This window comes from Methylotuvimicrobium alcaliphilum 20Z (assembly GCF_000968535.2).
Taxonomy (GTDB): domain Bacteria; phylum Pseudomonadota; class Gammaproteobacteria; order Methylococcales; family Methylomonadaceae; genus Methylotuvimicrobium; species Methylotuvimicrobium alcaliphilum.
Map to the genome: position 1 here is coordinate 847,556 of NC_016112.1, position 12,124 is coordinate 859,679.

16 protein-coding genes and 1 tRNA gene are annotated in these 12,124 nt (G+C 49.1%); 8 read left to right on the forward strand and 9 right to left on the reverse strand.

Features of this window, described 5'->3' with window-relative positions; translation table 11 throughout:
- Positions 1 to 212: 212 nt before the first annotated feature.
- The 3 genes from MEALZ_RS03720 to MEALZ_RS03730 all read right to left on the reverse strand — a co-directional run bounded on the left by MEALZ_RS03720 (position 213) and on the right by MEALZ_RS03730 (position 3,575).
- Positions 213 to 815, reverse strand: a complete 603-nt coding sequence (locus MEALZ_RS03720) for a hypothetical protein (RefSeq protein ID WP_014147268.1) — start codon at positions 813 to 815, stop codon at positions 213 to 215.
- 9 nt (positions 816 to 824) lie between these two features.
- Complete coding sequence (locus MEALZ_RS03725; protein ID WP_014147269.1) at positions 825 to 2,456, reverse strand: cytochrome P450; 1,632 nt, start codon at positions 2,454 to 2,456, stop codon at positions 825 to 827.
- 108 nt (positions 2,457 to 2,564) lie between these two features.
- Positions 2,565 to 3,575 carry an ornithine cyclodeaminase gene (locus MEALZ_RS03730; RefSeq protein WP_046060967.1) on the reverse strand — a complete coding sequence of 337 codons (1,011 nt, stop codon included), beginning with the start codon at positions 3,573 to 3,575 and terminating at the stop codon, positions 2,565 to 2,567.
- A gap of 264 nt (positions 3,576 to 3,839) precedes the next feature.
- On the opposite strand from MEALZ_RS03730, the gene MEALZ_RS03735 reads away from it, so the two are divergent.
- From MEALZ_RS03735 to MEALZ_RS03745, 3 genes are all read left to right on the forward strand, one after another.
- Positions 3,840 to 4,091 carry a MoaD/ThiS family protein gene (locus MEALZ_RS03735; protein ID WP_014147272.1) on the forward strand — a complete coding sequence of 84 codons (252 nt, stop codon included), beginning with the start codon at positions 3,840 to 3,842 and terminating at the stop codon, positions 4,089 to 4,091.
- Positions 4,084 to 4,371: a hypothetical protein gene (locus MEALZ_RS03740; protein WP_162472909.1), complete on the forward strand. Its 288-nt coding sequence runs from the start codon at positions 4,084 to 4,086 to the stop codon at positions 4,369 to 4,371. The genes MEALZ_RS03735 and MEALZ_RS03740 overlap by 8 nt, the downstream gene beginning before the upstream one ends.
- A 351-nt stretch (positions 4,372 to 4,722) precedes the next feature.
- A complete protein-coding gene (locus MEALZ_RS03745; protein ID WP_014147274.1) occupies positions 4,723 to 5,418 on the forward strand; it encodes an SDR family oxidoreductase in 696 nt (231 codons plus the stop codon).
- Between the two features lie 46 nt (positions 5,419 to 5,464).
- Here MEALZ_RS03745 and MEALZ_RS03750 read toward each other — a convergent pair whose 3' ends face one another.
- Genes MEALZ_RS03750 through arsC form a run of 4 tightly spaced genes read right to left on the reverse strand, consistent with a single transcriptional unit; the run spans position 5,465 to position 7,843 of the window.
- Positions 5,465 to 6,406, reverse strand: a complete 942-nt coding sequence (locus tag MEALZ_RS03750) for a ketopantoate reductase family protein (protein WP_014147275.1) — start codon at positions 6,404 to 6,406, stop codon at positions 5,465 to 5,467.
- Positions 6,393 to 7,097, reverse strand: coding sequence for a DnaA regulatory inactivator Hda (hda, locus tag MEALZ_RS03755; protein ID WP_014147276.1), 705 nt, complete (start codon positions 7,095 to 7,097; stop codon positions 6,393 to 6,395). The genes MEALZ_RS03750 and hda overlap by 14 nt, the downstream gene beginning before the upstream one ends.
- Before the next feature lie 3 nt (positions 7,098 to 7,100).
- Positions 7,101 to 7,448 carry a DUF2069 domain-containing protein gene (locus MEALZ_RS03760; protein ID WP_014147277.1) on the reverse strand — a complete coding sequence of 116 codons (348 nt, stop codon included), beginning with the start codon at positions 7,446 to 7,448 and terminating at the stop codon, positions 7,101 to 7,103.
- 47 nt (positions 7,449 to 7,495) lie between these two features.
- Positions 7,496 to 7,843, reverse strand: coding sequence for an arsenate reductase (glutaredoxin) (arsC, locus tag MEALZ_RS03765; RefSeq protein ID WP_046061349.1), 348 nt, complete (start codon positions 7,841 to 7,843; stop codon positions 7,496 to 7,498).
- A 638-nt stretch (positions 7,844 to 8,481) separates the two neighbouring features.
- On the opposite strand from arsC, the gene ubiA reads away from it, so the two are divergent.
- The 3 genes from ubiA to MEALZ_RS03780 all read left to right on the forward strand — a co-directional run bounded on the left by ubiA (position 8,482) and on the right by MEALZ_RS03780 (position 10,325).
- Positions 8,482 to 9,354: a 4-hydroxybenzoate octaprenyltransferase gene (gene ubiA, locus MEALZ_RS03770; protein WP_014147279.1), complete on the forward strand. Its 873-nt coding sequence runs from the start codon at positions 8,482 to 8,484 to the stop codon at positions 9,352 to 9,354.
- A gap of 15 nt (positions 9,355 to 9,369) precedes the next feature.
- Positions 9,370 to 10,185 carry a YdcF family protein gene (locus MEALZ_RS03775; RefSeq protein ID WP_046060969.1) on the forward strand — a complete coding sequence of 272 codons (816 nt, stop codon included), beginning with the start codon at positions 9,370 to 9,372 and terminating at the stop codon, positions 10,183 to 10,185.
- 64 nt (positions 10,186 to 10,249) lie between these two features.
- Positions 10,250 to 10,325, forward strand: a tRNA-Thr gene (locus MEALZ_RS03780).
- Between the two features lie 162 nt (positions 10,326 to 10,487).
- Here MEALZ_RS03780 and MEALZ_RS03785 read toward each other — a convergent pair.
- On the reverse strand, positions 10,488 to 10,724 hold the full coding sequence (locus MEALZ_RS03785; RefSeq protein ID WP_014147281.1) for a hypothetical protein: 237 nt from the start codon (positions 10,722 to 10,724) through the stop codon (positions 10,488 to 10,490).
- 69 nt (positions 10,725 to 10,793) lie between these two features.
- Between MEALZ_RS03785 and MEALZ_RS22550 the strand changes: the two genes are divergently transcribed.
- Positions 10,794 to 10,922: a catalase gene (locus tag MEALZ_RS22550; protein WP_223842345.1), complete on the forward strand. Its 129-nt coding sequence runs from the start codon at positions 10,794 to 10,796 to the stop codon at positions 10,920 to 10,922.
- Between the two features lie 26 nt (positions 10,923 to 10,948).
- Here the strand turns inward: MEALZ_RS22550 and MEALZ_RS22555 are convergent, their stop codons facing one another.
- Entirely contained in the window at positions 10,949 to 11,092 is a 144-nt protein-coding gene (locus MEALZ_RS22555; protein WP_162472910.1) for a hypothetical protein, read from the reverse strand.
- A gap of 150 nt (positions 11,093 to 11,242) precedes the next feature.
- Here MEALZ_RS22555 and MEALZ_RS22560 point away from each other — a divergent pair, with 150 nt between their 5' ends.
- A complete protein-coding gene (locus tag MEALZ_RS22560) occupies positions 11,243 to 11,416 on the forward strand; it encodes a hypothetical protein (protein ID WP_162472911.1) in 174 nt (57 codons plus the stop codon).
- The last annotated feature ends 708 nt before the right edge of the window (positions 11,417 to 12,124 follow it).

Genomic DNA, 12,124 nt, shown 5'->3' on the forward strand with positions numbered 1-12,124 from the left:
TTCGGTATCGTTGGTTCATAAGCTCGCGCAATTATAGGTTTCAAGTGTGAATATTAGCTGAAGCGTTGAGTTTATAGTTGCGTAGGTCGGGTTAGCGTATGCGTAACCCGACAGATAGCCAACGTCAAGCCGGGTTACGGCTATCGCCTAACCCGACTTACTTAGCGGGCACTAGCGAAAATCCCTGCGCCTTCGCGCGAGTTTCTAAGGTTTCATCGATTGAACAACGCGATTCGCACCATCGCCAAAAAGCCTTTCAGTTTTTTTCCGAAGCTGGGTGGTTTACGCGGGCGCTCATGACCCGGTAACAACTGGCCTTTGGCCAGTTTGCCGATTTTTCGTTTGACGGCGGGATCGAGTTTGCCGTCGGCGGCCAGTTCGAAGAACAAGGCTTTCACATTGCCCAAGTCGAAAAAGTCGCGTTGCCATTCCCATTGATAATTGCCGCCGTAACGAAACCATGAGCCGCCGATACCTTCGACTTGATAATGCGTTCCGTCTTCGCGCAAAGCAGGAGAGACTTGGGTCCATAAGCCTATCACTTCACCGATTTTTTCGTCGATCAGGATGCGGTGATAAGGATAACGCCATTCTTCGAAGCCTTCCATTTGTACGCCTAATGCCCATTCTTCGATTTCTTTACGGTTGCGCGCGACGAATTCTTCATTCGGGCCGATATTCCAACGGTACTCGGCGTCGTCGGTATACATCGGGCCGAGGTGTTTGGGCCAATTGCCTTCTTTTTCGGCGTCCCGGTTGGCTTGAAGCCAGCGTTCGACCATTTCTTCCAGTTCTTCTCTCGGATATACAGGCATCGTCGCTCTCTATTTTAATTGAATTTTAATGGCTTGGGTCGGGCAATATTTTTCGGCTTGCTTGGCTTTGTTCAACAAATCCAGCGCCGGGTTTTCTTGTAACACGGTCAAGTTGCCGTCGTCGTCGACCTGGAACAGTTCGGGCGCCTCGCTCATGCAGGTAGCATGGCCTTGGCAAAGTTCGCGGTCGATGACGATCCGAAAGGATTCTCCGGTCGGGGTTTTTTCGGCCGTGCCGGCTTCCGATGCTTGGGTGGCGGTGTCGCACATGGTTTGGCGTTTGCGGTAACGTACCCTGCACGGCGATACCGGTTGCACCACCATTTGCGTGAAGTCGTCTTGATAATGGTCTTTGGCGTCGGTCAGTTCGAAGGTATAGCGGCGCAGCAGCACGGCGATGATCGCTTTCAATTGCAGCATCGCGAATGCATTGCCGGTGCATTTATGTTTGCCGCCGCCAAACGCGATCCAGCTGAACGGCTTGGCGTCTTCTTGGCGCGCTTCGGTATAGCGCTCGGGATCGAATTTTTCAGGTTCCGGAAAAATTTCCTCAATGCGATGCGATACTCGCGGCGACGTGCAGACATATTTCCCGGCCTTGACCGTGTAATCCTTGAAATGAAAATCCTGCATGACCTTGCGAATCAAGAATATTAGCGGCGGGTGCAGGCGCAAGACTTCTTTGATGACATTTTCCAGCAGCGGCATTTCGCGCAGGGATCGAAAAGTGACTTCGCCGTCCGCACCGAATAATCGATCCAGTTCGCTCAATACGGCTTGCATGTGCTCGGGTCGGCGTGCCAGCTCGAGTAGCGTCCATGCAGCGGTGCCGGCTGTGGTATGGTGTCCGGCGAAGATCGTGCCGATCAGCATGCCGGTAATTTCATGAGGCGACAGGCGGCTGCCGTCGTCATATCGGGCGTCGATCAAGAGTTGAAAGGCGTCTTCGCTCTTCTCGGTTTTTTGCGCGCGCTTGGCAATGATGCCGGTGACCATTTCCTGAAGTCTGGCGCGCGCCTTATCGCGGCGGCGGAAGACCGGCAGCGGCAAATAGGGAAACACGAAGGCGAGGGGATTCACGCCTTTTTCGAGGTCGTGATAGATTTTGGCGAATTCTTCATTCAATTCATAGCGGAACTCGTTGCCGAGCAGGCAGTGGCTGGACGTGTAAATCGTCAATTCCTTCATGAATTCCAATAAATCGATCTCGCCGCTGTCGCCCCAGTCGGCGACCATTTGCTCGACTTCGGCGACGATGATTTGCGCATAGCCGCGCATCGGTTTATCGCGCAACACCGGCATCAGCATTTTCAGTTGTTGATCTTTTTTATCCGGCGGTGCATCGAAAACCACGCCCTTGCCGAAAATGGGCGTCATGATTTTATAGGCCTGGCTTTGGTCGAGTTGCGTGTCGGGCGCGCGAAAAAACGCCTCGTTCGCTTCGGGACCGGTCATCAACACCATGCGTTGGTGAAACATACGGAATTCGCCGATTTCGCCGAGCGTATTTCTAAGCTTCATCATGTAGTTGAAGGGATTCTTGCCGAAGTCGAGCATGTGCCCGATCAGCGGCAACGCGCCGGGCATTTTAGGCGGTGCTTTGTCGGAAGAAGCGGGTTTTTCGGAATTAATCGTATTCATGTCTTGGGTGGGATAAATAATAAATTAACTGAACTGATAGCCGATGATCGGGTGTCAGTTTAATTGGGGGATGGCGACAGGTGATAGCAAATGGTACGCGAAGTCAGGTCAAGAGGCCAAAAAACCGAATAGATCTTTAGGATCATCCGCTTCGGGTAACATGGCTATTTCGGTTCCGAACTTAAATTCGGTCGCGAGTTTGTAGGCGATGCGAAGTATCGAAAAGTCTTCCAGCGCGAAACCTACCGAATCGAACAGTGTAATCTCTCGATCATTGTCACGGCCGATTTTCGTTCCACAAACCAACTCCGCTAATTCGGCATGGATCAATCCGGCATCGCCTTGTTGAATTTCGCCTTCGATCAGGCTTTGCGGCGTATATTCTACGACGAGTTTGACTTGTCTTAGCAGTTCCGCCGGTAATTCGGTTTTGCCGGGGCAGTCGCCGCCGATTGCATTGATATGTGTGCCGGGTGAGATATCTTGAATTGTGAAAAGTGTTTGTCGATGTTTGGCGGCTGTTGCGGTAGTGACGACATCGGCGCCGTGCAGGGCTTCGGCGATACTGCCGCATGGCTTTAATTCGAATGGCTGATTAACCAGATTTCGAGCGAATTTGGACATTGTCAGGCTGTCGATATCGTAATATCGGACCGTTTCAAGCGCATAGTGTCCGGCGAAAGCGATCGTCTGGAATTCCACTTGTGCGCCGGTGCCGATGACAGCTAAGGATTTGGCATCACTCCGCGCGAGATAACTTGCCGCTAGCACGCTGGTTGCGGCAGTTCTTATCGCGGTCAGCAAGGTCATGTCGCACAGCATCAAAGGGTAGCCGCTGCCTGCGTCGCTGATTTGGCCGATCGCGGCAACGCTGAGTTTACCGTTTCTAATATTGCCGGGGTGTCCGTTGACATATTTAAAGGTATAAAATTTGTTATCGGTACAGGGCATCAATTCAATGACGCCTTGCGGATAGTAGGTGGCATGACGCGGCGATAAGTGGAATGAACTCCAGCGAGAAAAGTCCTGTTTTAAGGCCTTAGTCGCTTTTTTAATAAAATGCTCAAGGCCAACATGGCGGGCCATGTCTCGAATGTCGCTTGCGGTTAGAATGAGCATATCGAATCTTGTAAGTAAATGACTGAATTTATACTTCGCGCGGCCACATTTGCGGCTTTCTGGCGCGCTCTTTTGTCCGGTAGCGGCGTTACCTACATGGATGTAGGTAAGGGGCGTGAGCAGGAGCGGAAGCTTTACGAAAACCGTTACATAGCTTGTTATGCGCCTGTTTTCGCGCCTTGCTACCGAACAAAATAGCATTGCCATAAAATCCGCAAATATGACCGCGCGAAGTATATCTTGATTTGTGTTAGTTTACCGTTCATGAAGATCACTGTTAAATTATTTGCCGGTTTGCGGCGTTATTTACCGACCGGAACCACGAGCGAAGGCCTGATTATGGCGTTATCCGAAGCGGAATCGCCTCATCAAGTGCTGGAGCGGTTTAATTTGCCTCGTAATCAAGTTCATTTGCTTTTGATCAACGGTATTTTTATCGAGCCGGTGGATCGTGATCGTCCGATTTTAAAGGAAGGCGATGTCTTGGCGGTTTGGCCGCCGGTGGCCGGTGGCTAAAAGTATACTCGTCAAGACATTGGCAATGACGCAAGATGATTTCGTCAGGCATTTGCCGATTTTACTGCCCGACGGCTATTCGGTCGATGCCGAAACATGGCTATTAAATGAATCAGGGCGGATGTTGACGATCCGTATGAACAGCAACGCCGATCGTGTGTTGGGCAAGCTTCGCTTGCCGCAGTTGCGCGTTGAATTCGAGTTTGACGCGTATTCCGAACAGGAAGTCGACGTTTTTATGTGCCGTCTTTCACGGCTATATCATCGAGGCGGCGGTTAGCGGAAGGCAAAACTTGCCGAACGGAAGATATTAAATATCGGAGAATAGTGCTGTTTGAAAAATCTGCCGATATTGAGCATCAGTGGCTTTGACAATCGCGACGAAGGCGTCGCTCCCACAAGGAGGCCGGAAGCTCTGTGGGAGCGATTCCCAGATCGTGATATCGAAGCCGCAAACGTCAGGCGGCAATAGATGCTATCGAGGTCGCCCTGGCTAAGGAGTAATCATGAAATAACTTGAGCAATAGTTCTTTCCGGGAGAAGGTTGAGGGCTTCAAAAGCCTAAGTTTTCAGTGCTTATCTATTGGGTTGTGAATCATAAAAAATGTGTCATCAATAAGGAGTCAGTACCATGCAAACCATTTTAGTTACCGGAGCCAATCGCGGCTTGGGGTTGGAGTTTTGTCGTCAATATGCCGAAGCAGGCGATCGAGTTATCGCGGCCTGTAGGAATCCCGATAGCGCCGATCAATTGCAGGCATTGGCTGAGAGTTATCCCACGATTCAAATCGAAGCCTTGGATGTCGCCGATTTCGCGCGAATCGATGCCTTGTCGGTTCGATTGGCGGATGAAAGCATCGACGTCTTGATCAATAATGCCGGCGTTTACGGCGATAAGTCCGGGGGCGGTTTCGGCAATTTGGATTATCAGGCGTGGTCGCATACTCTGCTGGTCAATTCGCAAGCACCGGTCAAAATGAGCGAGGCTTTTTTGCCGCAGCTTCAGCGTAGCGATAAAAAATTGATCGTGGCTTTGAGCAGTCAAATGGGCAGCATTGCCGATAATTCCAGCGGCGGCAGTATTTTGTATCGTTCCAGCAAAGCCGCGTTGAATGCCGCGATGAAAAGTGTGTCGATCGATTTAATGGACCGCGGAGTAGGCGTGTTGATTTTTCATCCGGGTTGGGTTAGGACCGATATGGGCGGACCGAACGGTTTGATCGATGCCGACGAGAGCGTCACCGGCATGCGTAAGATGATCGATGCTTTTTCGCTTCGGCAAAGCGGCAGTTTCATTAAATACGAAGGGTCGGCGATGCCTTGGTGATTCGTTTGTCGCGGGATGCTTCGGCGGGTTAGAGTTCGAGTTTGCGTTAATAGGTGTTCGGACTCTGAGCGATTTTCAGTTCTCGCAAATTCATCAAGGCATAGAGTGTCTCCAGATGCGGGCAGGGTATGCCTTCTCGCTGCGCGGCGCGCACCGTATTGCCGAGTATCGCTTCGGTTTCCATCGGGCGGCCTTGTTCGTAATCGAGCAGCATGCTGGTTTTGTAGGGCGGCATTGTGTGCGTGTTGGCGATATTGCGTTCGATGATGTCTTCGGGCAATGGGTGTCCGCAGGCCGATGCGATCGCGGCGATTTCTTGCATGATGCCGCGCACCAAGGGCTCCTGCGTGTTCAATATGTCCTGAGTCGCCAATCCTCCGGATAACACCGACAGTGGATTGAACGGCGCATTCCAAACGCATTTTTGCCAGCGTGCGCCGATGATGTCGTCGGTAATTCGGCATTCGATGCCGGCCGCATTGAATAAGGCGCCAAGCTGTTCGGCTTTGGGGCTAATGGTGTTGGTTAAGCTGCCCAAGGCCAAGCGGCCGTAAGCCAAATGAGCAATTTGTCCGGGTCCGATTCTGTTGCAACAGATGAAAGCCAAGCCGCTGATGATTTCGTTGCCTGGAAAGGCATCGATGAAAGCTTGTTCGGTTTCTACGCCGTTTTGTATAAAAACGATCGCGGTGTTATTCGAAACCGCGGGACGGATGAGCTCGAGGTTTTTCGAAACATCGATCGCCTTGGTGCAGAGCACAACATAATCGGCTTGTTCCGGATAGTCTTCTGAATGTCGCAAGACATGCTGCGGCCTGAAGCGCCAGCCGCCCAAGTCTCGGCTTTCGATCGAATAGCCGGATTGTTCGATCAGGTTGTATTCGGACCGGCATACGACCGATACCATGGCGCCGGCTTTCGCCAATAATGCGCCGTAAAAACCGCCGATCGCTCCGGCACCGACGATTAGTATGTTAATCGCTTTCATCTTGACTGAGAAATTGTTTCAAAAAAGGCAGAGTCAATTTACGTTTGGCGGCTAGCGTCGCATGATCCAGTCGATCGAGCAAGCGCCACAACGAGGCTAAGTCTCGGGCGTAATGACTCAGCAAAAAACGGCCGACCGTGGGATTGATTTCAAAGCCCATTTGTTTGGCTTTAAAGGCCAGAGCCTCAATGCTTTCCTGATCCGACAGTTCCTGCAGTTTTAGTGTCAGTCCCCAGTTCAACCGGGTTTTTAGATCGGGCAGTCGGATGGTCAGCCAATTGGGCGGACAATTCGAAGACAGTATTAACTTAAAGCCACGATCCCGGTGGCGATTATAGAAATTGAAAAATGCGAGCTCCCAGTCCGAGGTTTCGGCAATCGCATCGATGTTGTCGAAGCAGACGACTTCGTATTCTTCGAGGCCGCTCAGAATTTCGGTGCTGGGCAGAGCGTCCGCTACGAAAGAATAGTAAAACGTGGTTTTTTTCAGTTCCTGGGCCAATTGACAGCAGGCTTGCAATAAATGGCTCTTGCCCAGGCCAAGATTGCCCCAAAGATAAATCTGCTGCTCTCCGCTACCGGAAACGCAATCTTTCAAGTGGCCGATAATTTCCCGGTTTTTGCCCGGATAGAAATTGGCAAAGGTCAGGTTAAACTTGTGTTCGAAAAGTAACGGTAATTGCTCGGCCATGCATCAAGGCTTTTTTTTATGATAACGGACATAAAGGCTTGCGCCGACAAACAGCATTAAACTGAAGGTAACTTCCAGTAACGCATAAGGCCTTTGTAATGGATTGGCATAAGCTTCGACCGATCCATGGATAAAATAAAGTAGGCTAATATAGGCTGCCCAGGCACAGCTTCTCGCTTTACCCGCGAGCAAACCGCGCATCGGCAATAATAACGGCGAAACGCTCAGCAGCAATACCAATGCGGTAGGCAGTTGATCCGGCGGCGTCAACACGGTAGGCCAGGCCATCAACAAACTAAACAGCCCGAAAAAACCGGCTAAGGCGATGCGGTGATAATGTTTTGCAGTCATGGGCCGGTCTTAAGTTATTAGTGTGAGCCGTGTCGAGCCGGAACAAGTTATAAAATTTCCAGAACGTGTTCGGGAGGACGTCCGATAGCCGCTTTGCCGTTGGCTAGCACGATCGGTCGTTCGATCAATTTAGGCGTTGCAACCATGCCGGCTATCAAGGCTTGTCGGTCCAGAGAAGGATCGTCCATGCCGGTTTCTTTATACTCGCTTTCGTTCTTACGCATCAAATCGCGCGGCTCGATGCCAAGCAGATTGAGGATTTCGTTCAACTCATCGGTGGTAGGCGGGGTTTTCAAGTATTCGATGATTTCGATATCGAGATCTTTGCCTTGCAGGAGTTGCAAGGTTTGACGCGATTTGCTGCAACGGGGATTGTGATAAATTTTGACAGTCATCGTTTTGGCCATGCTCCAAGTTTAAAACATTACCTGATTACGTAGAACTTTTAGCCAAATCGACAAGGGCTAAGCTACCCGTCATACAGGCATGGATTGCCGGTATCTAGTGTACAGGGAAGTGCAATACTGTGTAGTGTCTCATCCATGCAATTCGGTCTCCGGCAATGTCTGTCCGGGTAAACAGAATTCATGTGCCGGATAAGATACCGATTTTAGCTGAAGCTCGTAATTAATCAGGAAACGTTATGATAACATCATTTATGCGGGCGGCAGATGGGAAACGAAGCGCCTACCTAAAGAGGTCCCCTTGATTTTTTAAAGACTAGGGCTCGCGGCTTTATGGTTTGGGTTTCCTGTTATCTATTACTCCCTTTATACTCAAAAAATAGTTAACCTTATGAAGGTATGGGGTGTGGCTAGCGAGGATGTCGGCAGCAGGGCAGATTTTTGCTCCTGCAAAATCTGCATTCACGCCATCCCTCGCTTTCGATTGCTGCCGTCAAGCCCCCATGGATGGGTTCACGGCGGTCCTCGATAGACACATCTCATACCGTTTATCCTTAGACGGTTTTTCGATCAAAAGGGAGTAGCCGTTTCGGCATTTTTTAACGTACTTAGGACAAAAAGGTAAATCATTGAATACTCAAGTTATTGTCGGCAGGGCAAAACTTTATTGGCGCCTAGCCCGATTCGACCGCCCGATCGGTATATTGATACTCTTATGGCCCACGCTGTGGGCGCTTTGGTTGGCCTCCGGCGGTTCGCCGAGTTTGAAAATTTTGATCGTTTTCGTGTTCGGCGTTATTTTGATGCGAGCGGCCGGTTGCGTTATCAATGACTATGCCGATCGCGAATTCGACCCGCATGTCGAGCGCACCAAACAGCGCCCGATCGCTACCGGAGAGGTGCGGCCGAAGGAGGCATTGGTGCTCTTCGCCGTCTTGAGTCTAATCGCGTTCGGTTTGGTTTTATTGCTGAATACGATGACGATTGTACTGTCTATTGGCGGTGCCATTTTAGCTGCCGGCTACCCGTTTATGAAACGTTATACCCATTTGCCGCAAGCCTTTTTGGGCATGGCTTTCGGTTGGGCCGTACCGATGGCTTATGCCGCCGAAACACAAAGCTTGCCCTTGGTTTCATGGCTGCTGTATTTGGCGGTAATTTTATGGGCTTTGGTTTACGACACAATGTATGCGATGGTCGATAAGGACGACGATTTAAAAATCGGCGTCAAGTCGACCGCGATATTATTCGGCGATAGGGATAGAGAAATTATTGCCGGCTTGCAGGTCGTAATTTTAACGTTACTAATCATTGTCGGGCGAATGGAACAAATGGGGTGGATTTACTATGCAGGGCTAACCGCCGCCGCCGGGTTTTCGGCTTATCAGCAGAAGCTGATTTATCATCGCGAAAAAGCCGATTGCTTCAAAGCGTTTCTCAATAATAATTGGTTCGGTCTGGCTGTGTTTACAGGGATCGTTGTCGATTATTTAATAGGCTAACCGGTGCTTAAGACAGTGGATTCAGTCTTTTATTGGGTGTCGAAACTGGTTTGGGGCTTATTTGCTCCGGATCATTTGTTGTTGATTTTACTGACTCTGGTTTGCGGGTTGCTTTGGTCAGGCTACCAACAAATAGCGCTTTATGGATTCAGTGCCTTGGTTTTATTATGCTGGGTGATCGCTTTATTGCCGGTCGGTAGTTGGTTGCTGCTTCCTTTGGAAACGAAATTTCCGGCGAACCCGCCGCTGCCTGAGCAATTGGACGGCATTATCATGTTAGCCGGCGCAGAAAAAATCGACGCCAGCTATGCTTGGCAGCAGGTTGAGCTAAAAGCCTATTCGGAACGTGCACTGAGCTTCATGCAGATGGCTAGAAAATATCCTGACGCAAGATTAGTCTTTACCGGCGGATTGGGTAGTAAGCTGGATAAGCAATTTCAGGAAGCCGATGTGGCCGCCCGGCTCTTCGAACAACAAGGTTTCGATATCGGGACAATTCAATTCGAACGGCGCTCAAGAAACACCTACGAAAATGCCTTGCTAGGCAAAGAATTGGTTAGGCCCGAAAAAGGCGAAAAATGGTTATTAATCACCAGTGCTTCGCATATGCCAAGAGCAGTAGGCGTATTTTGTCGGGTCGGTTGGCCGGTCATTCCGTATCCGGTCGACCACTGGACGGTGCCGGGCGAGTCGACAAGTCTTGGTTTTGCGTTCGGAGAAAATTTAGAGCAATTGACTTATGCCGTCCGAGAATGGCTGGGATTGGCCGCCTATCATATCACCGGTAAAACAAGTGCTTGGGTGCCGGATACTTGTTCAAATGAGCCATAATCAATAAAGAAAATAAAAAAATACTTGCAGCGAAAAATATGTTCTGTATAATTTCGGCTTCTTCGCTGGTGTAGCTCAGTTGGTAGAGCAGCTGATTTGTAATCAGCCGGTCGCGGGTTCGAGTCCCATCACCAGCTCCAACAAATTTAAAGGCTTGCAGAAATGCAGGCCTTTTTTGTTTGTGCCTGGGTTTGGATTCAGAGAGAACCTCGCGGAATAGGCGAGGCGCATTTTCGGCAAAAAGAAAGTCATATCAACTTTAACTGTTTTGTTCGAAATATAATATAGGCTGTTGTTCCATATCACTTTTTATTTTCTCTCAAAGGGTTTCCCAAGGTTATCGGCGGTAATTTGGTGACGGCAATGTTTCCGTCGACTTTAATAGGGTTGTCGATGCCGACTTGAATAGGTTTATCGATTACAAGTGTAATAGGTTTATCAGTTATCAAATTCACATTGAGTGGACAACCTGTTAAGGTCAAGGCCAACAAAATAAGCGTCGATTTTGCTGTAAAAGAGAGTTGAAGAAACGTATTCATATGAATTATCCTTCTTACTAGAAAAGTTAAGATACCGTATCTAACAAATATTCTATTTTAGGAACCGAATTGCTGAAAAAATATACAACAGCTAAAGTCTTGACCGAAGTGGGTGAACAAACACCAATGTTCACAAGCATTTCAGCCGTAGCAGGCGGCTCGGGGTCTGCCGATATGCCGCGAGATGCCAGTTTTTAATTCGGTTTTTAAACGATTTAAGTTTGCTATCTAAAGAATAAAAACCATAAAATCACACAAACCCCTGCTGGAACACCGAGCATCCATAATAGCAATGGTGGCAATACCCTTCCTTCTACCTGGTGACTAAAAGTCATAGCCTTATCTTTTAATTGAATTAATTTTTTCATGGCTTTCTCCAAAAAATTGATGTTTTGAAATATTGATGACAATTTTTTATTTGGCTATGCGCCGATGGCCATAAACAGCACCACGAATTGTGATACCAATCATTTACTGTGAAAGTTCGTAGATGTAGACTCTTTATCTGATTTTTCGATATGCAAAAGCTCAGCAACGAAAATGCCGATTCCGAAGAGGGTGCGGTTGCCCGATCGACAGGCGGCAGGGCAGATTTTTGCTCCTGCAAAATCTGCATTCATGCCATCCATGGCAATCAGTCGCCGCCGTCGAGCATAGATGGGCGTATTTACGGCGTCCTGTCGGGCGAGTGACCGCACCCTCCCTACGCCCCGAACTTTCATTTGCCGGGGCGATGGCGAGGTCTTCATGATCGTTACTTTATAATGATATGCACCAAAAAGCTGCCGGTCTGTACGGTATCGAACCTAATCCAACAAGAGTTTCTCTCTGCTCAAGTCGAAGAATTTCTCATAATGCGACTCCGTAAAAAGCAATGAAGTGAAAACCGGCTTCAGTTTCCGCAAAGCCATCATCATGCACATGATCGAGATAGCCCCCAATTTTCCAAGGGTAGGTTACTGACAAATACTGTACTTTTATTGATACTCACTGACTGTCCGCAGATGGCCGAATGAGTGATGTCGCCAATGACTGCTTGTAGACCTCTAGTTCACAGAATCTGGATTTGACTGACTGGCCGGTTTGGAGAAGCGCGAGTGCCAATAATGGGTCGATAACGGAAAATCGATTTATTGATGGTACTGCCGCGCAGGCTGCGCAGGATTAGCAGTTTATTTTTATACATCCACAAAAAATAAAAAAATACTGCACACCCTGCAGAGCGGTGATTAAATTATTTTTTCAACCCGATATTTTTTCCTCGTCCCGGAAGTGCCGGCGATCGTCAATTGATATCCGGATTCAATTCTGTCGATGTATTTCATTAGAAATTGGTCCAGTCGCGGCCGGTTAATGCCACTAGAGCTCTCGGGCACATCAAATAGCGCCTGAAAAAGTGG

Excerpts from the sequence above, each read along its gene's own strand:
- MEALZ_RS03720 (WP_014147268.1), bottom strand. The coding sequence starts at position 815 with ATGCCTGTATATCCGAGAGAAGAACTGGAAGAAATGGTCGAACGCTGG.
- MEALZ_RS03725 (WP_014147269.1), bottom strand. The coding sequence starts at position 2,456 with ATGAATACGATTAATTCCGAAAAACCCGCTTCTTCCGACAAAGCACCG.
- MEALZ_RS03730 (WP_046060967.1), bottom strand. The coding sequence starts at position 3,575 with ATGCTCATTCTAACCGCAAGCGACATTCGAGACATGGCCCGCCATGTT.
- MEALZ_RS03735 (WP_014147272.1), top strand. The coding sequence starts at position 3,840 with ATGAAGATCACTGTTAAATTATTTGCCGGTTTGCGGCGTTATTTACCG.
- MEALZ_RS03745 (WP_014147274.1), top strand. The coding sequence starts at position 4,723 with ATGCAAACCATTTTAGTTACCGGAGCCAATCGCGGCTTGGGGTTGGAG.
- MEALZ_RS03750 (WP_014147275.1), bottom strand. The coding sequence starts at position 6,406 with ATGAAAGCGATTAACATACTAATCGTCGGTGCCGGAGCGATCGGCGGT.
- hda (WP_014147276.1), bottom strand. The coding sequence starts at position 7,097 with ATGGCCGAGCAATTACCGTTACTTTTCGAACACAAGTTTAACCTGACC.
- MEALZ_RS03760 (WP_014147277.1), bottom strand. The coding sequence starts at position 7,448 with ATGACTGCAAAACATTATCACCGCATCGCCTTAGCCGGTTTTTTCGGG.
- arsC (WP_046061349.1), bottom strand. The coding sequence starts at position 7,843 with ATGACTGTCAAAATTTATCACAATCCCCGTTGCAGCAAATCGCGTCAA.
- MEALZ_RS03785 (WP_014147281.1), bottom strand. The coding sequence starts at position 10,724 with ATGAATACGTTTCTTCAACTCTCTTTTACAGCAAAATCGACGCTTATT.
- MEALZ_RS22555 (WP_162472910.1), bottom strand. The coding sequence starts at position 11,092 with ATGAAAAAATTAATTCAATTAAAAGATAAGGCTATGACTTTTAGTCAC.
- MEALZ_RS22560 (WP_162472911.1), top strand. The coding sequence starts at position 11,243 with ATGCAAAAGCTCAGCAACGAAAATGCCGATTCCGAAGAGGGTGCGGTT.